General features: G+C 70.6%; 16 protein-coding genes. 6 read left to right on the plus strand and 10 right to left on the minus strand.

Annotated elements, in window-relative coordinates; genetic code table 11:
* Nucleotides 1-243 precede the first annotated feature (243 nt).
* Both ACFC1K_RS04745 and ACFC1K_RS04750 read left to right on the plus strand, forming a co-directional pair.
* Entirely contained in the window at nt 244-2,763 is a 2,520-nt protein-coding gene (locus tag ACFC1K_RS04745) for a glycoside hydrolase family 3 C-terminal domain-containing protein (RefSeq protein WP_375870656.1), read from the plus strand.
* Between the two features lie 135 nt (nt 2,764-2,898).
* Nucleotides 2,899-3,915 (plus strand): LacI family DNA-binding transcriptional regulator, encoded by a 1,017-nt coding sequence (locus tag ACFC1K_RS04750; protein ID WP_310286053.1) that lies wholly within the window; start codon nt 2,899-2,901, stop codon nt 3,913-3,915.
* A 6-nt stretch (nt 3,916-3,921) separates the two neighbouring features.
* Here ACFC1K_RS04750 and ACFC1K_RS04755 read toward each other — a convergent pair whose 3' ends face one another.
* The 6 genes from ACFC1K_RS04755 to ACFC1K_RS04780 all read right to left on the minus strand — a co-directional run bounded on the left by ACFC1K_RS04755 (nt 3,922) and on the right by ACFC1K_RS04780 (nt 11,123).
* Nucleotides 3,922-4,911, minus strand: a complete 990-nt coding sequence (locus ACFC1K_RS04755; protein ID WP_375870657.1) for a serine hydrolase domain-containing protein — start codon at nt 4,909-4,911, stop codon at nt 3,922-3,924.
* Nucleotides 4,908-6,380 carry a rhamnulokinase family protein gene (locus tag ACFC1K_RS04760; protein WP_375870658.1) on the minus strand — a complete coding sequence of 491 codons (1,473 nt, stop codon included), beginning with the start codon at nt 6,378-6,380 and terminating at the stop codon, nt 4,908-4,910. Before ACFC1K_RS04760 ends, ACFC1K_RS04755 begins: the two co-directional genes overlap by 4 nt.
* Complete coding sequence (locus ACFC1K_RS04765; protein WP_375870659.1) at nt 6,377-8,413, minus strand: bifunctional aldolase/short-chain dehydrogenase; 2,037 nt, start codon at nt 8,411-8,413, stop codon at nt 6,377-6,379. Before ACFC1K_RS04765 ends, ACFC1K_RS04760 begins: the two co-directional genes overlap by 4 nt.
* A 98-nt stretch (nt 8,414-8,511) precedes the next feature.
* Entirely contained in the window at nt 8,512-9,423 is a 912-nt protein-coding gene (locus ACFC1K_RS04770) for an alpha/beta hydrolase fold domain-containing protein (protein WP_375870660.1), read from the minus strand.
* A 141-nt stretch (nt 9,424-9,564) separates the two neighbouring features.
* A complete protein-coding gene (gene rhaI / locus ACFC1K_RS04775; protein ID WP_375870661.1) occupies nt 9,565-10,731 on the minus strand; it encodes an L-rhamnose isomerase in 1,167 nt (388 codons plus the stop codon).
* Nucleotides 10,728-11,123 (minus strand): L-rhamnose mutarotase, encoded by a 396-nt coding sequence (locus tag ACFC1K_RS04780; protein WP_375870662.1) that lies wholly within the window; start codon nt 11,121-11,123, stop codon nt 10,728-10,730. The genes rhaI and ACFC1K_RS04780 overlap by 4 nt, the downstream gene beginning before the upstream one ends.
* 182 nt (nt 11,124-11,305) lie before the next feature.
* Between ACFC1K_RS04780 and ACFC1K_RS04785 the strand changes: the two genes are divergently transcribed.
* Nucleotides 11,306-12,088 (plus strand): nucleotidyltransferase domain-containing protein, encoded by a 783-nt coding sequence (locus ACFC1K_RS04785; protein WP_375870663.1) that lies wholly within the window; start codon nt 11,306-11,308, stop codon nt 12,086-12,088.
* A 12-nt stretch (nt 12,089-12,100) separates the two neighbouring features.
* Here the strand turns inward: ACFC1K_RS04785 and ACFC1K_RS04790 are convergent, their stop codons facing one another.
* The 3 genes from ACFC1K_RS04790 to ACFC1K_RS04800 form a co-directional block, all read right to left on the minus strand.
* Complete coding sequence (locus ACFC1K_RS04790; protein ID WP_375871151.1) at nt 12,101-12,937, minus strand: carbohydrate ABC transporter permease; 837 nt, start codon at nt 12,935-12,937, stop codon at nt 12,101-12,103.
* Nucleotides 12,938-13,014: 77 nt separating this feature from the next.
* Nucleotides 13,015-13,947, minus strand: a complete 933-nt coding sequence (locus tag ACFC1K_RS04795; RefSeq protein WP_310286041.1) for a sugar ABC transporter permease — start codon at nt 13,945-13,947, stop codon at nt 13,015-13,017.
* Between the two features lie 83 nt (nt 13,948-14,030).
* On the minus strand, nt 14,031-15,353 hold the full coding sequence (locus ACFC1K_RS04800; RefSeq protein ID WP_375870664.1) for an ABC transporter substrate-binding protein: 1,323 nt from the start codon (nt 15,351-15,353) through the stop codon (nt 14,031-14,033).
* 265 nt (nt 15,354-15,618) lie between these two features.
* Between ACFC1K_RS04800 and ACFC1K_RS04805 the strand changes: the two genes are divergently transcribed.
* The 3 genes from ACFC1K_RS04805 to ACFC1K_RS04815 all read left to right on the plus strand — a co-directional run bounded on the left by ACFC1K_RS04805 (nt 15,619) and on the right by ACFC1K_RS04815 (nt 22,273).
* Complete coding sequence (locus ACFC1K_RS04805) at nt 15,619-18,306, plus strand: family 78 glycoside hydrolase catalytic domain (RefSeq protein WP_375870665.1); 2,688 nt, start codon at nt 15,619-15,621, stop codon at nt 18,304-18,306.
* Between the two features lie 55 nt (nt 18,307-18,361).
* Complete coding sequence (locus tag ACFC1K_RS04810) at nt 18,362-21,187, plus strand: family 78 glycoside hydrolase catalytic domain (protein ID WP_375870666.1); 2,826 nt, start codon at nt 18,362-18,364, stop codon at nt 21,185-21,187.
* Between the two features lie 78 nt (nt 21,188-21,265).
* Entirely contained in the window at nt 21,266-22,273 is a 1,008-nt protein-coding gene (locus ACFC1K_RS04815) for a LacI family DNA-binding transcriptional regulator (protein ID WP_375870667.1), read from the plus strand.
* Nucleotides 22,274-22,394: 121 nt separating this feature from the next.
* On the opposite strand, the gene ACFC1K_RS04820 is transcribed toward ACFC1K_RS04815, so the two are convergent.
* Nucleotides 22,395-25,241, minus strand: coding sequence for an FAD-binding and (Fe-S)-binding domain-containing protein (locus ACFC1K_RS04820; protein WP_375870668.1), 2,847 nt, complete (start codon nt 25,239-25,241; stop codon nt 22,395-22,397).
* Nucleotides 25,242-25,301 lie beyond the last annotated feature (60 nt).

The following is a 25,301-nucleotide window of genomic DNA, read 5'->3' on the forward strand; positions in this document are numbered from 1 at the left end:
AGCGATATCGCCTCGATCCAGGTGCCCTCGCCCTCAGGCGGGAGGGTTGTCCGGATCCAGCGCCTCGAGCGGTCACGCCAGCGCGGGACGGATGCTGCCGCCCGGGGCTCGACGAGGTCACGACGCAACTTCGGAATCTGCTGAAAGTTTCCTTGACGTTCGATGATGAAACGTGTCACCGTAGAGCGGTCTACAAAACGTAGAGCGATCTACGGATCGACCTCAAGGGAGAGGAAAAGCACGATGATGTCGCCTCAATCCACCAACCTCACGCGAAATCCGCGCGCGCGCCGGCGTACGACGGCGCTCCTGCTGGGCGCCGCATTGATCGCCGCGGGCGGAACTGTCGCGTTCGCGGCACCCGCTGCGGCCGCCGACTGCGCCACCGTCCCCTGGATGGACACCTCGAAGTCGGCCGACCAGCGGGCTGAGGCCCTGCTCGCCGCCAGCTCGCAGCACCAGAAGTACCGCTGGCTCGTGGAGCAGCCCGCGAACAGCCCGCAGCAGACGACCTGGTCGGGCGGCGTCGTCTACCCCGTGCAGGTGGACTGCACACCCACCGTCATCTACTCGAACGGCGCCGAGGGTGCGCACGGCAAGGCGGGCACGACCGCATGGCCGGGGCCCATCGCCGTCGCGGCCTCCTGGAACCTCGAGCTGGGAGAGCAGAAGGGCGCGATCCACGCCGACGAGGCGTTCGACAACCGCAGCAACGTCATCCTCGGCCCGGGTGTCGCGAGCGGCCGCACCCCGCTCTCCGGCCGCAACGCGGAGTACTTCGGCGAGGACGCGCTGCTCTCCGGCCTCATGGGTGCCGCGAACGTCCGCGGCATCGAGGACGGCAGCAGCCCCGACAAGCCGGTCATCGCCAACCTCAAGCACTACGTCGCGAACGAGCAGGAGCTCGACCGCAACAACAGCTCGTCCAACATCGACGAGCGCACGTTCCGGCAGGTGTACGACCTGCCGTACGAGATCGCGATCAAGGAGAGCGACCCCGACAGCCTGATGTGCTCGTACAACCAGATCAACGGCATCTGGTCGTGCGAGAACGACACCCTCACGACGAGCCTGCGCGACAAGATGGGCTTCGACGGCTACGTCATGAGCGACTTCGGCTCGGTCCACTCGACGGGTCCGTCGCTCATGGCCGGCCTCGACCAGGAGCTCAACCGGCCGATCTGGTTCACGCCGGTTCGTCTGGACGCTGCCCTGGCGGCGGGGGAGATCACCCAGCAGCGCATCGACGAGGCCGCATTCCGAGTCGTGCGCACCTACATCAAGGAGGGGCTGTTCGACCACCCGCTCCCCGCGACCTCGACGCCCGTCACCGCGACGGACGAGTCCCGCGCGCTGGCGCGCGAGCTCGCCGAGGAGAGTGCCGTGCTGCTGAAGAACGACGACGGCATCCTGCCCCTCGACGACGGACCGCTGACGGTCGCGGTCGTCGGCCCGACCGCCTCGAAGACGCCGACGGGCGGCATCAGCTCCGCGCAGGCGTGCTCGGCCGGCGGCTTCGGCGCAGGTGGCGTGCTCAACTGCGCCAATGTCGTCGACCCGCTCACCGCGATCACCGAGCGGGTTCAGGCCGCGGGCGGAAGCGTCGTCTACAACAACGGCTCCGACCTCGCCTCGGTCGCCGCGACCGCTGCCCAAGCTGACGTCGCCATCGTGTTCGGCTACATCCGCACGGGTGAGTTCGCCGACACGGCAGACCTCCGCCTCGACTCGAACGGTGACGCGCTCGTGCAGGCTGTCGCTGCGGCGAACGACGACACCGTGGTGGTTCTGAACAGTGGAACCGCGGTCGAGATGCCGTGGATCGACGACGTCGACGCGGTGTTCAGCAACTGGTTCGCCGGTGAGCAGATGGGCCCCGCGCTAGCCGCTCTTCTCTGGGGTGACGTCAACCCGTCGGGCAAGCTGCCGATGACCTTCCCGAAGTCGGTGGCTGACACGCCGACCGGAAGCGACCCGGCGCGCTACCCCGGCATCTTCTCCAACGGATCGACGACCCGGCCCGCAGGGTCGACGGAGGCGCGCCAGGTGAACTACACCGAGGGTCTCCAGGTCGGCTACAAGTGGTACGACGCGCAGGGCATCGATCCGCTGTTCGACTTCGGGCACGGCCTGTCGTACACGTCCTTCGCGTACAGCGACCTGGCGGTCGACCACGCGGACGATCCGGCGACCGGCGACGTGCTGTCGAAGGTGTCGTTCACGGTGACCAACACCGGCGCCCGCGCCGGCGCGGAGATCCCGCAGGTCTACCTGACGCTGCCCGACGCGGCCGAGGAGCCCGGCAAGCGACTCGTGGGCTTCGACCGCGTCGAGCTCGCGGCGGGTGCGAGCACCCGGGTCGAGGTCGTCGTCGACTCGACGGCGAGCAACCAGCCCTTCTCCATCTGGGATGTGGACGCCGACAAGTGGACCGTCCTGGACGGCGAGTACACCTTCGCCGTCGGGTCGTCGTCACGCGACCTGCCGCTCACGCAGGACGTGTTCGTCGACCGTGTCGCGCCGAAGATCACCTCGATCACGGTCAACGGCAGCCAGAAGGTCGTGGTCGCCGCGGCCGACGAGCTGAGCGGCGTCGCGCTGATCGAGTACTCGACCCAGAAGAACAAGCAGGATGCCTCGGCATGGGCTCCGTACACGGGTCCGCTGCAGGTCGACGCGAAGAGCACCGTCTCGTTCCGCGTCACCGACCACAGCGGGAACGTCAGCGAGGTCGTCCAGGTGAACCGCAAGGACCTGCGCTGAGACCCCGGGGGCGGCACTCCCTGGGTCGCCCCCGGACCATCTGTCCGCCCCGTGGCGCAGCCACGGGGCGGACGACGCTTTCCCGGGCGCGCCGGGGTACGTTTGCCCTGCAGGTCTGCACCGACGAGGAGAAGAATGACGGATGCCCCCTCACCGCGCCACGCGACGATCGAGGACGTCGCGCGGACGGCCGGCGTCTCTCGTGCCGCCGTGTCGAAGGTGCTGCGCAACGCCTACGGTGTGAGCGACGGGATGCGCGAGCGGGTGACGGCCGCGATGACCGAGCTGAACTACCGTCCGCGGATCGCGGCACGGGCGATGCGCGGACGCACGTACACGCTCGGCATCGAGCTTCCGGATCTGGCCAACCACTTCTTCGCGCGGATCGCACGCGGTGCCACGAGCGCCCTCGAAGGAACGCCGTACCAGCTCATCATCGCCCCGGCCGAAGCCGGGTCGCGCGAGGGCCTGCGGGCGCTCGAGGCGCTGGTGGACCGTCAGGTGGACGGCGTCATCGCGGTGTCGCCGCGCGTCGACGAAGCGGGGCTGGAACGGATCTCCGGTTCCGTCCCCGTCGTCATGTTCGGGCGTCACGACACCTCCGACCGGTATGACGTGGTCGCGGGCGACGACGCCGCGGGGGCCCGTGCGGCGATGCGGCACCTGCTCGACCTCGGCCACCGCCGGATCGCGCACCTCACCCTGCACGAATCCGGCGCCTTCGAGCCGTTCCCGCACGGCGTGCGCCTGCGCGAGTACGAGGCGGCCATGGCGGCCGCCGGGCTCGGCGCGCACGCCGCGGTCTGGCGCACCGACGAGGGCGAGGGTCCGTCCTCGGACGTCGTTCGCCGCATGCTCGCGGACGGGACGACGGCCACCGCCGTGTTCGCGGCCCACGACGAACTCGCCTTCGGTGCGATGCGCGCCGCGAAGGAGGCGGGGGTGCCGCTCGCCGTGGTCGGGTACGACGACGTCCCCATGGCCTCTCACCCCGCGCTCGGGCTCACGACCGTGCACCAGCCCGGTGAAGCGATGGGCGCGCGTGCCGTCGAGATGCTGCTGGAGCGCATCGCCGGGCGCACGGAAGCGATGCACGAGATCTTCGAGATCGAGCTGAAGGTGCGCACCTCCACGCGCGCTCCTTCGAGCTGAGAGGGATCAGCGCGCCGCGACCACCGCGTTGTCGAGCTCGTCGAGATCGACGCCCGGCCGCTCGGCCTGGTTGGTGAGCAGCACGAAGGCGACGCCCGCGCTCGGATGCACCCAGAACTCGGTGCCTGCCCATCCGCCGTGGCCGTACACATCGCGGTCGATGAGGCCCAGGGCGCGCGTGCGCAGGTTCCACGTGAAGCCCCAGTCCTGCCCGCGCTCGGCGGGATACGGCTCGAGGCGCGGGATGTCTCCGGTGAGCGGGCGGCGCATCATCGCGAGGGTCGCCGGCTGCACGACGCCGCCGGCCTCGCCCTGCCCGATGCGCAGCAGCGCCGAGCCGAGCGCCAGGAGATCGCCCGCCGTGCCGATCATGCCTGCGCCGGGGTTGCGGTGGCTCGCGAATCCGCGCATGTCCAGGCCCAGACGCTCTGCGTCGACCACCGTGTGCGGCTCGACGGCCGGGTCGAGCGTGAACCCGGTCGCGCCGAGCGCGGCAGCCCACTCCGTGACGTCGGCATCCCATGTCCGTCCGGTGGCGTGGCGCACGAGCTCGGCGATGCCGTCGAAGGCCACCGTCGAGTACCGCGAGGCGGTGCCGGCGGCGAAGTCGCGGCCCGGCGCGAGCAGCGCGGCGCGCAGCCCCTCGGCGGGGTCGAGCGTGGGTTCGCGGATACCGGAGGTGTGGCTCGCGAGGTGGCGCAGGCGCACGACGTCGTCGCGGCCGGCTCCGAACGCGGGAAGCGCCGCGCTGAGCAGGGTCTCGGTGGTGAGCAGGCCCCGCTCGATCGCGCGTGCGGCAGTGAGGCCGGTGAGCACCTTGGTGATCGAGAACAGCCAGTACGGATCCTCGACCTGTGCGGCCCGTCCGCCCGTCGCGCCGAACGCGTCGAGCGCCACGACCCCGTCGGCGGTCGCGACGCCCAGCACCGCGCTGGGCAGGCGCCCCGCCTCCACATGCCGTCGCGCCCAGTCGAACGCTGCCCCGTAGCCGGTCACGAGCGGGGCTCGTACCGCTCGGGAGACACGGATGCCGCCACCACGCGCCGCAGGTCCTCGAGCGAAGCGTCGGGGCCGAACCAGCCGTGCGCGCGCGCCTGCACGAGCACGTTGCCGAGCGCGGTCGCCTCGACCGGGCCGGCGAGTACGGGAAGGCCCGAGCGGTCGGCGGTCGCCTGGCACAGCAGCCGGTTGAGCGCGCCGCCGCCGACGATGTGGATCACGTCGATGTTCCGGCCCGAGAGCCGGGCCGCCGTCGCGAGCGCGTCCGCGAACGCCTGCGCGATGCTCTCGACGATCGTGCGAGCGAACGCCGCGCGGGTCGTCGGCACCGACGCACCCCTCTCACCGAGCACCGCCGCGATGCGCGCGGGCATGTCGCCGGGAGCCGACAGTCGCGGGTCGTTGGCGTCGAACAGTGCGATGTCACCGGACACGGATGCCGCGGCATCCAGCAATTCCGGAAGGTCGATCGCCGCGCCGTCCTCGGCCTCCCAGGTGCGCACGGCCTCGCTCAGCAGCCAGAGGCCGGTGACGTTGTGGAGGAAGCGCACGCGTCCGTCCACGCCGCCCTCGTTCGTGAAGTTCGCCTCGCGGGCCGCCTCGCTGACGACGGGCTCGTCGAGCTCCACGCCGACCAGGCCCCACGTGCCGCACGAGATGTACGCGGCGTCGGGGGTGCTGAGCGGCACCGCGACGACGGCGGAGGCGGTGTCGTGGGAGCCGACCGCGATCACTTCCAGGGCCGCGCCCACGCGCTCGCGCGCCTCGCCGTGGAGGGTGCCGAGGGGGGCACCGGGATCGACGAGCGCGGGAAGCACGGATGCCGGAATGCCCAGCTTCGCGGCGAGTTCGAGGTCCCACGCGCCGGTGTTCACGTCGACCAGCCCGGTCGTCGACGCGTTGGTGCGCTCGGCGACGCGCGCGCCGGTCAGCAGGAACGCGACGAGATCGGGGACGAGCAGCGCAGAGCTCGCGTCCTGCAGCGCGGTCTCGACGACGTACTGGTAGAGCGTGTTGAACGGCAGGAACTGCAGCCCGTTGCGGCGGTAGAGCTCGTCGAACGGCACGCGTGCGTGCACCATCTCGACGCCGCGCGCGGTGCGCTCATCGCGATAGTGGAACGGCTCGCCGAGCAGCTCCTCGCCGTTGACCAGGCCGTAGTCGACGGCCCACGAGTCGATGCCGATGCTCGCGATGCCGGGCTCACGGCGCAGCGCCTCGGCGAGGCCGTCGACGATGTGGCGGTACAGCGCCGAGAAGTCCCAGTGCAGGGAGTTATCGGCCCCGGGCACCGGACCGTTCGGGAACCGCGAGACCTGCTCGAGCCGCAGCATCCCGTCGTCCACGTAGCCGAGCATCACGCGCCCGCTGGTCGCGCCGAGATCGACGGCCGCGACGACGCCGCCGCGGACCGGGGCGGCGTCTGCCGCAGCCCCGGTCGCTGAGCCCGTCGAAGCGTCGGTCATCGCAGGAACGCGGCGGCGACGCCGGAGTCGACGGGGATGTGGAGGCCCGTGGTGCGGCTCAGCTCGGGGCCGGTGAGGACGTACACCGCGTCGGCGACGTTCTCGGGCACGACCTCGCGCTTGAGGATCGTGCGGTTGGCGTAGAACTGGCCGAGGTCCTCTTCCTTGACGCCGTACGTCGCGGCGCGGTTGGCGCCCCAGCCGGCCGCGAAGATGCCCGAGCCGCGCACGACGCCGTCGGGGTTGATGCCGTTGACGCGGACGCCGTGCTCGCCGAGCTCGACCGCGAGCAGGCGCACCTGGTGGGCCTGGTCGGCCTTGGTGGCCGAGTACGCGATGTTGTTCGGGCCGGCGAAGACGGAGTTCTTCGACGAGATGTAGATGACGTCGCCACCGAGCTTCTGCTCGATGAGGATCTTCGCGGCGGCCTTCGAGACCAGGAACGAGCCCTTGGCCATGACGTCGTGCTGCAGGTCCCAGTCCTTCTCGGTGGTCTCCAGGAGCGGCTTCGACAGCGACAGGCCGGCGTTGTTGACGACGAGGTCGACACCGCCGAACGCGAGCACCGCGGCGTCGAACGCGGCCTGGATCGCGTCGGCGTCGGCGACGTTCGCGGCCACGCCGATCGCGACGTCCGTGCTTCCGAGCTCGGCCGCGGCGGCCTGCGCCTTCTCGAGGTCGAGGTCGGCGACGATCACGCACGCGCCCTCGGCGGCGAGGCGGACGGCGATGGCCTTGCCGATGCCGGATGCTGCGCCCGTGACGAGCGCGATGCGGCCCTGGTGGGTCTTGGGCTTGGGCATGCGCTGGAGCTTGGCCTCTTCGAGGGCCCAGTACTCGATGCGGAACTTCTCGGCGTCGGAGATGGGCGAGTAGGTCGACAGCGCCTCGGCGCCGCGCATGACGTTGATCGCGTTGACGTAGAACTCGCCGGCGACGCGCGCGGTCTGCTTGTTCGCACCGTACGAGAACATGCCCACACCGGGGATCAGGACGATGAGCGGGTCGGCGCCGCGGATCGCGGGGGACTCGGCCGTCGCGTGCGCGTCGTAGTACGCCTGGTAGTCGGCGCGGTACTCCTCGTGCAGCTCCTTCAGGCGCGCGATGGAGTCCTCGGCCGACGCGTCGGCGGGCAGGTCGAGGATGAGCGGCTTGACCTTGGTGCGCAGGAAGTGGTCGGGGCAGCTGGTGCCGAGCGCGGCGAGCTCGGGCGCGCGCTCCGAGGCGAGGAAGTCGGTGACGACCGCGGCGTCGGTGAAGTGGCCGACCATCGGCTTGTCGGTCGACGCGATGCCGCGGATCGTCGCGGCGAGCGCGGCGGCCTTGGCACGACGCTCGGTCTCGGGGAGAGCCTCGAAGCCGGCACGCACGCCGCCGAAAGGCTCGGCCTTGCCGTTGGCGTCGATGTACGCCTGCGCGGTCTCGATGATCCAGAGCGAGTTCTGCTCGGCCTCCTCGGAGGTGTCGCCCCACGCGGTGATGCCGTGGCCGCCGAGGATCGTGCCGATCGCCTGCGGGTTCTTGTCCTTGATGGCGGCGATGTCCATGCCCAGCTGGAAGCCGGGGCGGCGCCACGGCACCCACACGACCGTGTCGCCGAAGATCTTGGCGGTCAGCTCCTCGCCGTCCGCGGCAGTCGCGATCGCGATGCCCGAGTCGGGGTGCAGGTGGTCCACGTGGTTCGCGTCGACGAGACCGTGCATGGCCGTGTCGATCGAGGGGGCGGCGCCGCCCTTGCCGTGCAGGCAGTAGTCGAACGCGGCGACCATCTCGTCCTCGCGGTCCACACCCGGGTAGACGTTCACGAGCGAGCGGAAGCGGTCCAGGCGCAGCACCGCGAGGCCCGACTCCTTGAGCGTGCCGAGGTCGCCGCCCGAGCCCTTGACCCACAGCAGCTCGACGGGCTCACCGGTGACCGGGTCGGTCTCGGTGCCCTTCGCCGACGTGTTGCCGCCGGCGTAGTTCGTGTTCTTCGGGTCGGCGCCGAGGCGGTTCGACCGGGAGATGAGGTCGGAGACGGCCGGGTTGGTCATTTCGAGTTTCCTTCGGTGTGAGGTCTGTTCGCCTGCCACGATGTGCCGTCTGCGTCGGCCATTCGGGACAGGTGAGCGGAAGAGCTTCGGCTCACCTGTCACAATCTGCCGGGCGCGCCGGCAAGTTGTGACAGGGGAGCAGGGGAGGAGGGGGTCGACGGGGCGGGCGGCGAGGTGGTCAGGGCGGCGAGGCGGGTCGCGAAGCGCTCGATGGTGACGGATGCTGCGGCCTCGTGCGGACGGTTCAGATGGCCGTGCTCGGTGCCGGGCTCGGTCACGACATCGATCGGACGGCCGGCGGCGCGCAGGGATGCGGCGAACGCCTCGCCCGAGACGCGGAGCTCGTCGACGTCGCCGTTGACGATGAGGGTCGGCGGGAACTGCACCAGGTCGACGGGGCGCGCGAGGCCGGGGATGGCGCCGAGCGGGGCACGCTCGACGGAGCCGCCGAGGTAGTTCTCGTACATGGCGCGCACCAGGTCGGCGCCGAAGCGGTCGGCCTCGGGCTGAGCATCGAGCGCGGCGCGCAGCGCGGCGTCGGGCGCCGGCTGCGCGGCCAGCAGGGTCGGGTACGCGAGCAGCACGAGCGCGGGGAGCGCCGCGCGCCGTTCGATGAGGCGCAGTGTCGCACCCGCGGCGAGGTTGCCGCCGGCGCTCGTACCGCCGATGGCGATGCGGTCGCGATCGACGCGCAGGCGGCCGGCATTCTCGGCGAGCCACGACCAGGCCGTGAGGACGTCGTCGGATGCCGCGGGGTAGTGGTGTCCGCCGGGGGACCGGCCCGCAGCATCCGTCGTCCATCCGTCCGGAACGGGGGCGAGGCGATAGTCGACCGACACGACCGTCGTGCCCCGCGCGGCGAGCTGAGACGCCACCCAGTCGGACTCGGGCATGTCGAGGTCGCCGAAGGCGAAGGCGCCGCCGTGCGCCCACACGAGTCCGGTGCCGTTCGGCTCGCGCGCGGGGTAGACGCGCACGAGTCCGTCGGCGGCGGAGTAGGGCTCGCTCATGTCGGTCCTTCACTTCGATGCTCCGCAGTCACTTTCTGCGGGTTCGGGTCATGCGAGTTCGCAGTTTCTGACTGCGGAGCTGCTGATTGGGTGGTGCACCGGGGGCGCGGGGATCGGCATCCCACGCCCCCGGTGGGCTTGTTACGCGCCCCAGCCGGCCTGCGTGCCGCCGACGCGGTCCGCGGCGATCTTCTGCTGGTAGCCGGATGCCGCGTAGGCCGCCATCGGGTCGGCGGCGAGTCCGCGCGACTCGCGCCATTCGGCGAGCGCCGGACGCACGTCGGTGTAGAACGCGTCCATGAAGACGGCGTTCGCGGCGAGCACGTCGTTCGCCTGCTGCGCGGCGGCGAGCGCGTCGCGGTCGACGAGGAGCGCGCGGGCGGTCATCTCCTGGACGTTGAGCACCGAGCGGATCTGCCCGGGGATCTTGTCCTCGACGTTGTGGCACTGGTCGAGCATGAACGCCACGTCGGGGTTGTTCAGGCCGCCGCCGCGCACCACCTCGAAGATGATGCGGAACAGCTGGAACGGGTCGGCCGCGCCGACGATGAGGTCGTCGTCGGCGTAGAAGCGCGAGTTGAAGTCGAACGAGCCGAGCTTTCCGAGGCGCAGCAGCTGCATGACGATGAACTCGATGTTCGTGCCGGGCGCGTGGTGGCCGGTGTCGAGGCAGACCATCGCCTTGTCGCCGAGCGACGCGACCTGGGCGTAGGACGTACCCCAGTCCGGAACGTCGGTGTGGTAGAACGCCGGCTCGAAGAACTTGTACTCGAGCACGAGGCGCTGCTCGTCCGACACGCGGTCGTAGATCTTCTGCAGCGAGTCCTGCAGGCGGTCCTGGCGGGCGCGGATGTCGGCCTGCCCCGGGTAGTTCGAGCCCTCCGCGAGCCAGATCTTGAGGTCGCGCGAGCCGGTGGCATCCATGATGTCGATGCACTCGAGGTGGTGGTCGATCGCCTTGTTGCGGATGCGGTCGTCGTGGTGCGTGAGCGCCCCGAACTTGTAGTCCTCGTCCTGGAAGGTGTTCGAGTTGATGGTGCCGAGCTCGACGCCGAGGTCCTCCGCGTGGCGGCGCAGGTCGGAGTAGTCGTCGACCTTGTCCCACGGGATGTGCAGGGCAACGCTCGGCGCGAGCTTCGTGTAGGCGTTGACCTGCGCGGCATCCGCGATCTTCTCGTACGGGTCGCGCGGGGTGCCGGGCGTGGTGAACACGCGGAACCGGGTGCCGGAGTTGCCGAACGCCCAGCTGGGCAGCTCGATGCCCTGGCCTTCGAGCGTGGACTGGATGACGGGTGACAGCGTCGTCATGATGCGTTGCCTTCTTCGGTGGTGTCGGTCGCCGCGGCCCGGGCGGCGGCGAGTTGGTCGTGGAGATTGAAGACTTCGGTGAGGGGCGTCGCCGCCTGGTCGGGGCGCCCCTCCAGGCCGACGAAGAAGCGGCCCATCTCGGCCTCCCAGCGCGCGGCGACCTCGGAACCGGCGAGGTAGGCCTGTGCGGCCTCGTCGTCGTCGGTCTCGTAGTAGCCGATCAGGCGCCCGCCTTCGCCGAGGAAGAGCGAGTAGTTGCGGCGGCCGGAGGCGGCGATCTCGGCCAGCATCTCGGGCCAGACCGGCGTGTGTCGGGCGATGTACTCGTCGAGCAGCTCGGGTCGCACCGTGAGCTGGAAGCAGACGCGCTTCGTCGCGGTCGCGCTGGTCATGGGTGGGACGCCTCTCGGGTGGGCGGCGATGTCGGCTGCGACACCACCGATGCGATGAATCGTTTCAACGATAAACGGCTAGTGTGCTTTCCGCAAGTGGGAGAGCGCTTTCCGTCGAATCGTACGCCGTGGGCGACGATGTGTCGATAGCGTGAGAGCCGATTCGACGCGAGGGAGCACGGATGGAGCATCAGGAGCGGGCGCTGGCCGCCTATGTGGAGTCGGTGCGGGAGCAGCCCGGGGCTCTGGGAGTGGTCCTCGTCGGATCGGTCGCCCAGGGCAGGGAACGCGAGGACTCCGACGTCGACGTGTATCTCGTCGTCGACGAGGAGCGCTTCGCGGACGAGACCGCGCAGGGGCGCTTCGCCTGGGTCGAACGCCGCGACCTGGACTACCCGGGGTCGTACATCGACATCAAGCTCGTGAGCCCGTCGTATCTGGCCACGGCCGTCGAGAAGGCCGACGACCCGACGCGGGCGTCCTTTCTCGGTGCGCGGGTGGCCTGGGGCGTGCTCCCTGGGCTCGACGAGACGATCGCCCGCATCGTCGAGCTTCCGGACGAGGTGTGGGACGACCGCGTGCGCTCGTTCGTCGCGCAGGCCCACCTGTACGGCGGCTACTTCCTGCGCCAGGCGGTCGAGCGTGGCGACGGATTCCTCCGCCGCCACGCCGGGCTCCACCTCGCCCTGGCCGCGGCCCGGGCGGCGCTGGCGGCGAACCGGGTGATGCTCCCCGGTCCCAAGTACGTCTCGAAGCTGGTGAGCTCCGTGCCCACGCCCGCGGGCTTCATCGAGGCCTGGAGCCGGGTCGTGGACGACCCCGACGCCGAATCCGGCGCCGAGCTCATCCGCATCCTCGACGAGTGGGTCGGTGGTGGCCTCACCCCCGACGAGGCGCTGTCGACGTTCATCCGCGACAACGAACTCGCCTGGCTCCGGGGCACCGTACCCGCGGAGTTCTGGTGAAGCCACCGTCCCTCACCCCTTGACCGCTCCGCTGGTCATGCCCGCGACGATCTGCCGGTTGAAGAAGATGTACATGATCAGCGGCGGAATGGTCGTCAGCAGGATATACATGAACAGCAGGTTGAACTGGCTCACGGTCTGGCTCTGGAAGTTGTAGAGACCGAGCTGCACCGTGGGATAGTCGTTGCCGGGCAGGAAGTACAGCGGGTTCTGGAAGTCGCTGAAGACGAAGACCGCCTGCACCACGATCACGGTGACGATGACCGGCTTGAGCAGCGGGAGCACGACCGCGAAGAACAGCCGCATGGGTCCCGCGCCGTCGATGATGGCAGCCTCGTCCAGCTCCTTGGGGATCGTGGCGACGAACGCCCGGAACAGCAGGACGCAGAACGCGAGCCCGAACGTGGCCTCGATCAGGATCATGCCCGGGATCGTCTTGAACAGCCCGACACCCTGGAGCACCCAGATCGTGGGCACGACGGCCGGCGGCACGATGAGCGCGGCGAGCACCATGAAGTTGATGACCGGGTTCCACCGGCTGCGCTTGCGCTGCAGCACGTAGCCGACCATTGCGGCGAACACCACCATGATGGCGCAGCTGAAGACCGTGATGACGGTGGTCCACAGGAACGCCCACAGCACCTGGTAGTCGTTCTTCTGCAGCACCTCGACGAGGTTGTCCCAGAACATCCACTCGGTCGGCAGGCTGAACTCGACGAGTCCGGCTTCCTGCGAGGTCTTCGAGGACTGCAGGAACACGAACACGAAGGGCAGGATGAAGACCACGACCGACACGATGATCGCGATGATCCCGACGAGGTACTTCCGTATCCAGCGGCGGACCGTCATCGGGCGGCGGTCCTCCTTGGGACGGCGGCCGCCGCGGAGCTTGCGGGCGTCGGCGGTGGTGATTCTCTCGGTGACGGTCACAGCTCCGCCTCCCTTCTGTTCAGGAACCAGGACACCGGCACCATGACGGCGGTGACCACCAGGAAGAGGATGACGTTGCCTGCGGTGGACAGGCCGAAGAAGCCGGCCTGGTACTGCTTGTAGATGACCGACGCGATCACGTCGCTCGAGAAGCCGGGTCCGCCCTTGGTCATCGCCCAGATCATGGCGAACTCGCGGAGGCCGCCGATGAGGGAAAGGATGATCACGGTCGCGGTCGCGGGGCGGACCAGCGGCAGGGTGATGTTGCGGAAGATCGACCACGCTCCGGCGCCGTCCATGCGCGCCGCCTCGAAGTACTCGTGCGGGATGGCGACGATGCCGGCCATGAAGATGAGGGTGGCGATGCCGACGCCCTTCCAGATGTCGACGCCGGCGACGGTGAGCAGAGCGAGGTTCGGGTCGGTGTACCAGCCGGGCTCGGGCAGGTTGAAGAAGCCGAGAATGTTGTTCACGACGCCGTGGAACGGGTCGAGCAGCGCTTTGAAGGTGAGGCCGACGCCGATGGTGGAGACCAGCACCGGGAAGAACACCACGGCGCGGAGGTAGCCGCGGCCGAGGATCGGGCCGGTCAGCAGCAGCGCCAGCGCGAGACCCAGTACGACCTTCGCGGCCGAGGTGACGAAGCCGTAGATGAAGGTGTTGATGAAGCCCTGGACGAGCTGGGGCTCCTGGAAGAACTGCACGAAGTTGTCGAAGCCGATGAACTGGACGTCGAACAGCGTCCAGCGCGTCAGTGAGAAGTAGAACGACGCGAATGTCGGCACCGCGAAGAAGATGATGAACAGCACGGCGGCGGGAATGTAGAACCAGCTCGGGTAGGGGCTGCGGATGCCCTTGCGCTTCGGCTCGTTCTTGCCCGATCTGGTGGCGGGCGGGGCCGCGCCGGTCGGTGCTACTGCGGTCGTCATTGATCACTCCTTTGTGAAGAGGGGCCGGCGGCGTGCCGCCGCCGGCCCCTGTGTTACCTGATCTCAGCGGATCCGGTGGTGGTTCACCAGCCCTCGAGTCCGAGCTGCTGAGCCTGCTTCTTCACGTCCTCGTCGTACTGCGCGGCACCGTCCTCGGCACCGGTGATGCCGGAGCCGACGGCGACGGTGATGTTCTCGAGGTTCGGTCCCTTGATGGGCGAGAGGAACTCGAGGGCGGAGCCGGTCTTGCCGGAGTCGAAGTACGCCTGGATGTCGTTCACCAGGTCGGGCACGTCGTCGGGCAGGGTGCAGGCGCTGGTGACGTAGGGCCCCGCGATGGAGCCGCCTTCGTTCTGCACCTGGCAGCCTTCGTCGGAGTTGGCGAACGCGACGAACTTCTTGGCGGCGTCGAGCTTGTCGCCCTCGGTGGACTTCGCGATGTAGATCGCGTTCGGCTGCCACATCGTGATCGACGTGTCGGCGGCGTCGGCGGCCGGCAGCGCGAACACGCCGATGTCGTTGACGTTGTCGGGGTAGTCCTGCTGCACCGCCGAGATCGTCGCCGACAGCATCGGGTACTGCGCTCCGGCGCCGGTCGCCAGCGCGGCCATCGCCTGGGCGTTCGTCATCGACGGGAAGTCCTCGTTGAGGAGGCCCTTCTCGAAGACCTCGGCGCCGTGCGTGAATCCGGCGAGCGCCGGCTCCTCGACGTACTTGGCCTTCGGGTCGTTGGCGGTGTACTCCTCGGCCCAGTCGGGGTTGACCGCCGACACGTTCGCGAAGTCGCCGAGCACGAACAGCTGGCTGGTCCAGGTGTCGCCGAAGGACTGCAGGATGGGGGCGATGCCGCCGCCGTCGGCCTTGATCTTCTCGCTGTTGGCGATGAACTCGTCCCACGTGGTCGGGACCTCGAGGCCGAGCTGCTCGTAGACCTTCTTGTTGTAGAGCACCGCGCCGGCGAACGACGTGCCCCACGGGGCGCCGTAGAGTCCGTTGTCGGTCGAGACGACGGCCTTGAAGTCGTCGGTCAGATCCTTCGCCCAGTCCTGGTCGCTGAGGTTCACCAGCGTCTGGTCGGGGTTGAGCGCCTGCAGCAGTGAGCCCGAGTTGTAGTGGAAGACGTCGTTCATCGAGTCCGTCGACAGCTTCGTCTTCATGAGGTTGTCGCCCTCGGTGCCGCCGGGCTGGGTCTCGAGCTTGACGGTGATGTCGGGGTTGGCCTTCTCGAAGGCAGCGATGAGCGCCTTGGCCTGGTTGGTGTTGGCGTCGTCGCTCTGGGTGAGATAGCTGATCTCGACCTTGCCGTCGTTGGAACCGCCACCACCGCTGCACGCGGCTAGCGGCATGGCGAGTGCCACGACTCCTGCGGTTGCGAGGAGCACTCTCCGGGTGGAAGAGCTCTTCATCTTTACCTCCTTGTAAAGCCGAGCGGATGGTCCGCCCACGCTGCCGGATTCCCTGGTGCTGCGTTGATCGACTCGCTGCCCGGGTGGCATTGAAACCATTCAACCCTCGTAAGGTACGTCCGTTCCGGCGCGGGGTCAACAGTGCGATCCGAACTGATCCGTCACGATCGTGTAACGGTCTACACTTCGATTGACAACGAGCGTGAATCGTTTCACGATTGTCGAGCGGGTCGGCGACGCGGCCGACCGCCGAAAGGACTCAGCCATGACGGCTCTTCCCTCTCCCACCGCAGTTGATGCCACGGTGCGGGCGCTCGGACTGCGCTCCCAGCACGGCACCGGACTGCTCGGCGTGCCGCGCACCGGCCTCCGCCTCAGCTGGCGTGCCGAGAGCGACCATTCGGATGCCCGTCTCGTCGGCTATCAGGTGGCCGAAGGCGCGGAGGGAGCCGAGCTCATGCCTGCGGAGCCGGTCGCCGACCCCCGGACGGTCGGCATCGCGGTTCCGGGAGAGCTCGCCCCCCGCGAGCGTCGCGCCTTCTCCGTGCGCGTCGCCACCCCGCGCGGCTGGAGCGCGTGGAGCGAGCCGCTGGTCGTCGAAGCCGGCGTCGACGGACCGGAGCTCGAGGCATCCGTCATCGGCGCCGACACCCTCGCCGACGGACCAGTCCCGGTGCTCCGGACCGAGTTCGTCCTCGACGAGGTGCCGACGGCCGCCCGGCTGCGCCTGACCGCGCTCGGTCTCGTCGATGCGTGGATCAACGGCGTCCGCGCGACCGACGCCCTCCTCACACCGGGGTGGACGTCGTACCAGGAGCGCATCCTCGTCGACACGCTCGACGTCACGTCCCTTCTGCGCGCGGGCGCGAACGTCATCGTCCTCGCCGTCGCGGACGGGTGGTACCGAGGCAGCTTCGGGTTCGCGCGGCGTCAGGGGATCTACGGCGACCGCACCGGGGCACTCGCGCAGCTGGAGGCCGACGGCGCGATCGTGGCGAAGACGGATGCCTCGTGGCAGGCCGGATCCGGACCGCTCCGCAGTGCCAGCATCTACGACGGCACCGTGACCGATCTGCGCCTCGACGAGCCCGCTGTGCACGAGCGCGGGTTCGCGGGCGACGGCTGGGTCGCAGCATCCGTCGTCGATTTCGACTCCGCGCGATTCGAACCCCGCTCGGCACCGCCGGTGCGCGTGGTGGCGGAGCTGCCGATGGCGCCCACACCGCACGACGGACGCACGCGCCTGGACGGCGGGCAGAACCTGTCGGGATGGGTGCGCCTGGTGGTGCGCGGCCGCGCGGGCGATGTCGTCACGGTCCGCCACGCCGAGGTGCTCGAGCCGTCGGGCGACCTGCACGTCAAGGCGCTGCGGTCGGCGAAGGCCACCGACGTCTACACGCTCGACCGCGACGGCGAGCACACGCTGGAGCCCGCGTTCACCTTCCACGGCTTCCGCTACGCCGACGTCGAGGGCGCCGAGGTCGTCTCGGCGACGGCGGTCGCGATCTCGAGCGACCTCGCGCCCCGCAGCACCTTCTCGTCGTCGCACGAGGTGCTCGACCGGTTCCACTCGAACGTCTTCTGGTCGCAGCGCGACAACTTCGTGTCGGTGCCCACCGACTGCCCGCAGCGCGACGAGCGTCTCGGCTGGACCGGCGACGCGCAGGCGTTCGCGGCGACGGCGAACACGCTCATGGACACCGAGTCGTTCTGGATGTCGTGGCTGCGCGATCTCGAGATCGACCAGACCGACTCCGGCGGCGTGCCCGCGGTCGTGCCCGACATCATCCGCCCGCAGGACATGCTCATGGGCGGCGTGCCCACCGAGAACATGGGCCGGGCCGGATGGGCGGATGCCGCCACCATCGTGCCGCTCGCGGTCTACGAGTCGTACGGCTCGACGGAGGTGCTCGCGCGTCAGCGCAGCAGCATGCGGCGCTGGGTGGAGCACCTGCGCCGCCGCGCCGGCGACGGCGTCGTGCTGCCGGGCGGCGACTTCCAGTTCGGTGACTGGCTCGACCCCGACGCCCCCGGTGAGCGGCCCTGGGAGGCCAAGGTCTCGAGCGACTTCGTGTCGAACGCGTTCTACTCGTGGTCGGCGCGCCTGCTGGCCCGGGCCGAGCGCATCCTCGGCGACACCGAAAGCGCGGACGACTACGAGGCCCTCGCCGACCGCGTCGGAGCCGCGACGTTCGAACGCTGGGGCGAGGACGCGATCCGCACGCAGAGCGGCGCGGCGATCGCCCTCGAGTTCGCCCTGGCGCCCGCCGAGCGCCGCACCGAGATCGCGGACGCACTCGCCGAGAACGTGCGCCGCGAGAACGGCCGCATCGCGACCGGCTTCCTCGGCACGCCCCTCGTGCTCTTCGCGCTGTCGAACTCGGGGCACCTCGACGAGGCGTACCTCATGCTGCTGCGCCGTGACGCCCCGTCGTGGCTCTACCAGGTCGACCGCGGTGCGACGACGGTGTGGGAGCGGTGGGACGCCATCCTCCCCGACGGCAGCATCCACTCCGGCGCGATGGACGCGCTCCCCACCGAGGACGCCTCGGAAGAGGACACCGGCATGCTGTCGTTCAACCACTACGCGTACGGCGCGATGATCGACTGGGTCTACCGCACGGTGGCCGGCCTCGCTCCGGATCCCGAAGACCCCGGGTACCGCACGGTGCACGTGGCTCCGCGCCCGGCCGTGGGGCTCGAGCACGCCTCGGCGTCGATCCAGACCCCGCAGGGGCGTCTCGCGATCGACTGGCGCGTCGACGGCGACGTCTTCGACGCCACCCTCGAGGTGCCCTTCGGCTCCCGCGCCGTGCTCGACCTCCCGGTCACCGCGGGCTCGGCAGCGACCGTCGACGGCGCGCCTGCCCCTGCCGAGCTCGGCCACGGCACACATCGCATCACGGTCACCGCGCCTGCCGTCGCGACGCCCGGCGCCGTCGTCCCGGCCTGATCGCGGCATCCGTCAGCCCTTTCCCCACCCGCAGACCACACACCCGAGGAGTGCCATGAGCGGCCCCGTTCCCCACATCGTCATCGACGCGCCGTACCGCAGCGACGTCGTCGCCTCACCCACCCCCGAGATCGGCTGGCGCACCGAGACCGACATCCCCGGCTGGCTGCAGGCCGGGGCCGAGGTCGAGGTCACTCGGGCCGGCGAGGTGTCGTCGCACCGCGTCGACGGCCGTGTCTCGACGCGGCTCGCATGGCCGTTCGCCCCGCTCTCCGCGCGCGAGGAGACCTCGCTGCGCGTGCGGGTCACCGGCGTCGACGGCGTCGAGGGCGACTGGAGCGAGCCGCAGCGCGTCGTCGCCGGGTTCCTCGCCGAGGGAGAGTGGCAGGCCGTGACCATCGGCCTCGCCGCGCCCGCAGCGAACGCGCAGCCCGCGTACCTGCGGACGGAGTTCGACGTGACCGGTCCGGTGGCGCGCGCCACGCTCTACGCGACGGCGCTCGGCGTGTACCAGGTGGCGATCGACGGCGTCGACGTCGACGACCAGGTGATGAAGCCCGGCTGGACGCCGTATGCGCACCGCACCATCCACGAGACCACCGATGTGACCCGTCTCGTCGCGGAGGGCCGCAACGCCATCGGCGTGCGCCTGGCCGGCGCGTGGGCGACGGAGAGCTTCGGGTTTCGCGAGAACGCGCGTCCCCTCTACGCCGACCAGCCGCGCTTCGCGGGTCAGCTGCTCATCGAGTACGCCGACGGGTCGAGCGAATGGATCGTCACGGATGCCTCGTGGCAGGCTTCCACCGGACCCATCACGGCGAGCGGGCTCTATGCGGGCGAGGACCACGACGCCCGGCTCACCCTCGTCGACCGCGACGGCCGGGGCTTCGCCGAGGCGGGGTACGCCGCCGACGGTTGGGCGCCCGTCGCCGAGCTCGACGCCCTGCGCGCGCCCGAGGCTCGGGTGTCGCCGTTCGTGCGACGCATCGAAGACCTCGCGGTGCGCGAGGTCATCACCACCCCGGGCGGCAAGACCGTCCTCGACTTCGGCCAGAACCTGGTCGGGCGCCTCCGGATCCGGGTGTCGGGTCCTGCGGGCACCGTCATCACGCTGCGGCACGCCGAGGTGCTCGAGCACGGCGAGCTCGGCACGCGGCCGCTGCGCGCGGCCGCCGCGACCGACCACTACACGCTGTCGGGCCAGGGCGCCGAGGAGTGGGAGCCCGAGTTCACGTTCCACGGCTTCCGCTACGCCGAGATCGACGGATGGCCGGGCGAGTTCGACCCGTCCGCCGTCACCGCGGTCGTCATCCACAGCGACATGGAGCGCACGGGCTGGTTCGAGGCATCCCATCCGCTCGTCAACCAGCTGCACGAGAACATCGTGTGGGGCCTGCGCGGCAACTTCCTGTACCTCCCGACCGACTGCCCTCAGCGCGACGAGCGCCTCGGCTGGACGGGTGACATCCAGGTGTTCGCGCCGACCGCGTCGTTCCTCTACGACGTGCGCGGATTCCTCGACTCGTGGCTGCGCGACCTCGCGCTCGAGCAGGTCGACGGGGTGGTGCCGTTCGTCGTGCCGAACGCGCTCGGCGTCGCCCGCCCCGCCGCGGCGTGGGGCGATGCCGCCACGATCGTGCCGTGGGTGCTCCACGAGCGCTACGCCGACGTCGCCACCGTCGAGCGCCAGTACCCGAGCATGAAGGGCTGGGCGGACGTGCTCATCCGGCTGGCCGGCCCGCGCCGGCTGTGGGAGGGGATGTTCCAGTTCGGCGACTGGCTCGACCCCGACGCGCCGCCGCACCTGCCCGCCGACGCGAAGACGGACGCCGACATCGTGGCGTCGGCGTACCTGTTCCGGTCTGCGGACGCCGTGGCTCGTGCCGCCGCGCTCCTCGGCAAGGACGACGAAGCCCGGGAGTACGCGCAGATCGCGGAGGAGGTGCGCGCCGCGTTCCTCGCGGAGTACGTGACGCCCGCCGGGCGCATGATGTCGGACGCGCAGACCGCCTACGCGATGGCGATCGTCTTCGACATCGTCCCCGCCGAACAGCAGGAGGTGCTCGGCGCACGGCTCGCCGAGCTCACGCGCCTGTCGGGCTACCGCATCAGCACCGGCTTCGTCGGCACGCCGATCATCCAGGACGCCCTCACGCGCACCGGCAACCTCGAGACCGCGCGCCGCCTCCTGGTGCAGACCGAGAACCCGTCGTGGCTGTACCCCGTCACCATGGGGGCGACCACCATCTGGGAGCGGTGGGACTCGATGCTCCCCGACGGATCGATCAACCCGGGCGAGATGACGTCGTTCAACCACTACGCGCTCGGCGCCGTCGGCGACTGGCTGCATCGCGTCGTCGCGGGTCTCGCACCGGACGCGCCCGGATACGAGCGCATCCGCATCCAGCCGCGCCCGCTGGCCGAGTTCGACCACGCGTGGGCCGAGCACCTCACGCCGTACGGCACCGCACGTGCGGGCTGGTCGCGCCAGGACGGCGTCATCCGCGTCGAGGCGACGGTGCCGCCGAACACGACCGCCGTCGTCGTGCTGCCCGACGGGCGGGAGTTCGAGGTCGGCTCGGGAGCCCACGAGTGGGAGGTCGCCGACACCGCGCCGGCGGCCGCTGCGTCGCGCATCGGCCTGGACTCGACCCTCGCCGCCGTCATCGACGACCTCGAGGCCTACGAGGCCATCGGCAAGGTGCTCGAGGCGTCGAGTCCCGAGGCCGCACACGGCTTCCGCACCCACACGAAGTGGTCGGACGCCCGCGAACTCGGCGAGGCGCTGTTCATGCACGCCGGCCCCGAGACGCAGCAGGAGATCGCCGCACGGCTCGCCGAGCTGTCGGCGGAACGCGAGGGGGCGACTGCGGATGCCTGAGGACAGACGGGGCGCGGGGGAGACCGCTTGCCCCGTGCCCTACACTCGCGGGAAGCAGATCTGAACACTGGGGGTGTCATGGTGGTGAGCGTGCGCGATGTCGCGGCTGCGGCATCCGTTTCCGTCGGCACGGTCTCGAACGTGCTCAATCGACCCGAGAAGGTGTCGCCCGCGACCGTTGAGCGTGTCACGCAGGCGATCGAGGAGCTGGGCTTCGTGCGCAACGACGCCGCACGGCAGCTCAGAGCCGGCCGCAGCCGCAGCATCGCGCTGATCGTGCTCGACGCCGGCAACCCGTTCTTCGCCGAGGTCGCCCGGGGCGCGGAGGACCGGGCCGCCGAGGCCGGGATGAGCGTGCTGCTCGGCAACAGCGACGAGCGCTCCGACCGCGAGGACGCCTACCTCGATCTCTTCCGCGAGCAGCGGGTCAACGGCGTGCTCGTCACGCCTGTCGACGGCGACCTCGCCGGACTCGCGCGGCTGCACGCCGGCGGGATGCCCGTGGTGCTCGTCGACCACGAGGACTCCGAGCGGGCGTTCGGATCGGTCTCGGTCGACGACGTCGAGGGCGGTTACCTCGCGGTCTCGCACCTGCTGTCGACCGGGCGCCGGCGCATCGCCTTCATCGGCGGGCCTCGCACGATCCGTCAGGTGGCGGACCGGCTCGAGGGCGCGCGTCGCGCCGTCGCCGAGGTGGACGGAGCGACCCTCGAGGTCGTCGAGATGTCGGCGCTGTCGGTGCTGCAGGGGCGTGAGGCGGGAGAGCTCCTCCGCGGGCGCGCCGCGGCCGACCGGCCCGATGCCGTGTTCGCCGCGAACGACCTGCTCGCCGTCGGCGCGCTGCAGGCGTTCACGCTGATGGCCGACCTGCAGGTGCCGCGCGACATCGCACTCATCGGCTACGACGACATCGACTTCGCGTCGGCGACCGTCGTGCCGCTGAGCTCGATCCGCCAGCCGGCGCACCTCATCGGGTACACCGCCGTCGACCTGCTCCTCAAGGACCTCGAAGAGCCCGACGGCGACCACGCGCGCACCGTGCGGTTCCAGCCCGAGCTCGTCGTGCGGGAGTCCACCGCCGGCTGACCCTACGGGGTCGGTGCCGCGCCCCGGAGGCTAGCGAAACGGGGGATTCCTCACGAGACCGAGGGCGGCGTCCCCGGTTTCGCCGGAAACTCCTTGTCTCGGCGCTAGGAGGGGCGACCGGCTACGGCCGGGTGGCCTCCTCGAGCAGCTCGAGCACGTGGCGGTAGTCGGCTCCGGTCGCGCGCGTCATCCCCAGCTCGCACGTGCGGTTGCACGACGCATGCGCGTCGGCGCCCAGATCCCGGACCTCGGCGGCCTCGGCGGCGGTGGCGGAAGCGGTCAGCTCGGGATGCAGCATCCCGCGGTCTCCGGCGAAGCCGCAGCACGACCATGCGTCCGGCACGACCACCTCGGTGGCGACGGCTTCGGCCACGCGGCGCAGGGCGGCGTCCAGGCCGAGCTGCGTCGACGAGCAGGTGGGGTGCAGCGCCAGGGAGCCGACGAGCGGCGACACCTCGCCCAGGCGGGGGAGCAGCACGCGCTCGGCGAAGGCGACGGCGTCTTCGACACGGGCGTCCACGCCGGCATCGGCGAGCAGGTGGATGAAGCCCTCCGTGCAGCTCGAGGCATCCGTCACGATCGTGAGCTCGCCGCCGCGCGACGCGTCGGTGATCGACGCGGCCACCCGCCGGGCCATCACCTCGCGCCCGCCCGCGTGGCCCTTCGAGGTCCAGGGGGTGCTGCAGCACAGCGCGTCGACGCCGTCCGGCACCGCGAGCCGGACGCCCGCGCGTTCGACGAGCCGGCGGAACGCCTCGGTCACCCCGACCCCGTCGCCCGCGGCGCCGAACATCGCGTTGACGCAGGCGGGGAGGAAGACCGCGACCGGCGCTCCATCGCCTGTGCCCACGCTCGCGCCGAGGCGCGAGCGCGCGCGTCCGCCGCGGGGCAGGTCGTCCGAGTAGCGCGGCACGGTGTCGGCGCCCAGCACGGCGCGGCCGAGGTCGGTGGCGACGGTGACGGCCTTCGCCGGGAGTCGATCGGCCACCGTGAGGCCGAGGCTCGCGACCCGGGTCGCCCCGCCCCACGCCTGCGCGGCGCCCTTCCACACCGCGTTCGACACCGAGCCGGCGTCCTCGCGGCGCAGGCGCTTCACGAGGGTGCCCGTGTTGATGAGCACAGGGCAGGCGGTCTGGCACATGCCGTCGACGGCGCACGTGTCGACGCCGGCGTAGTCGTAGTCGTGTTCCAGCTCGCGCACGAGCGCGTGATCGCCGGATGCCTCGGCCCGGGCGATCGCGCGCCGCGTCACGATCCGCTGGCGCGGCGTGAGGGTGAGGTCGCGGCTCGGGCACACCGGCTCGCAGTAGCCGCATTCGACGCAGCGGTCGGCCTCCGGCTCGATCGGGTCGGCCAGCTTGATGTTGCGCAGATGCGCCTCGGGGTCGTCGTCGATGATGACGCCCGGATTGAGGATCCCGGCCGGGTCGCAGAGTCGCTTCAGGTCGCGCATGACGTCGTAGAGCTCGTCGCCGTACTGCCGGCGAACATACGGTGCCATGACGCGGCCGGTGCCGTGCTCGGCTTTGAGGTTGCCGCCGGCGTCGAGCACGAGCTCGACCATGTCTTCCGTGAACGCGCGGTAGCGGGCGAGCTGATCGGCCGACTCGAAGCGGTCGGTCAGCATGAAGTGGATGTTGCCGTCCTTCGCGTGGCCGAAGATGACGCTGTCGTCGTAGGCGTAGCGCTCGAACAGCGCCTGCAGCGTCGCACACGTCGGGGCGAGGCGGTCGACGGGCACGACGACGTCCTCGAGCAGCGCCGTCGTTCCGCTCGGGCGCGCACCGGCGACCGAGGCGTAGAGGCCCTTGCGCAGCTTCCACGCGGCGGCGCGCGCCACCGGATCGGACGAGAAGGATGCTGCGGCCTCGAGCGGCTGCACGGCGAGCGTCTGCGCGCCCCGCGCGACGAGGTCCGCGAGCTCGTCGTCGTCGTGCGCGTGGAACTCGACGAGGAGCGCCGCCTGGTCGCGCACCGTGAGCCCCGTGATCTCGCGCGGAGCTCCGGCCAGCGACTGCCCGACCCGGAGCGACGTCGCATCCATGAGCTCGAGCGTCGCCGCCCCCGTCGCGACGAGCTCGGGGAGGGCGCGCGTCGCGGCCGCGAGGTCGGGGAAGACCGTCAGCGCCGTCGCCATGCGCGGCAGGATCGGCACCGTGCGGTAGGTCGCCTCGGCGACGAACGCCAGCGTCCCCTCGCTGCCGACCACGAGGTGCGCGAGCAGCTCTGCCGGAGTGTCGAAGTCGAGGAACGCGTTGACGGCGTACCCCATCGTGTTCTTCATCGCGAACTGCCGGCGGATGATCTCGACCGACCTCGGGTTCGACACCACCCGTTCGCGCAATCGCATCAGGCCGTCGACGAGATCTGGCTCGGCGGCCCGGAGCGCCGCGTCGGCATCGGGCGCGCCCGAGTCGACGACCGTGCCCGACGGCAGCACGAACACGAGCGACTCGAGCGTCTGGTACGTGTTCTCGGTGATGCCGCAGGCCATGCCGCTGGAGTTGTTGTTGACGACCCCGCCGATCGTGCAGGCGAGCTCGCTCGCCGGGTCGGGGCCGAGCCGGAAGCCGTGGCGGGCAAGCCGCGCATTGACCTGCCGCACCGTCGCGCCGGGCTGCACGCGCACGCGGCGCCCGCCGTCGAGCACGTCGATGCGGCGGAACCGCTGCCGCACGTCGACGAGCAGTCCGTCGGTGGATGCCTGGCCCGAGAGGCTCGTGCCGCCCGAGCGGAACGTGAGCCGCGCCCCGCTGCGGCCGGCCGCGCGCATCACGCGGCCGACCTCGGCCGCATCGGCGGCGACGAGCACGGCCTCGGGGGTGAGCAGGAAGTGGGAGGCGTCGCTCGCGTACGCGACGCGGTCGATGGCGCGGGTCTTGAGGCGCGATGCCTCGCCGACGGCGTGCGCGACACCGTCCGGAACAGCGGCGGCGGGCAGGGTCGCGGGGGCGGCGCTTCTTGCCATGGGGACTCCTCGCTGAGCTAGACTGCAATCACATTCAAGAGAGAATGGATATGCAAGCTC

Source organism: Microbacterium sp. NPDC056057, assembly GCF_042266945.1.
GTDB lineage: Bacteria > Actinomycetota > Actinomycetes > Actinomycetales > Microbacteriaceae > Microbacterium > Microbacterium trichothecenolyticum_C.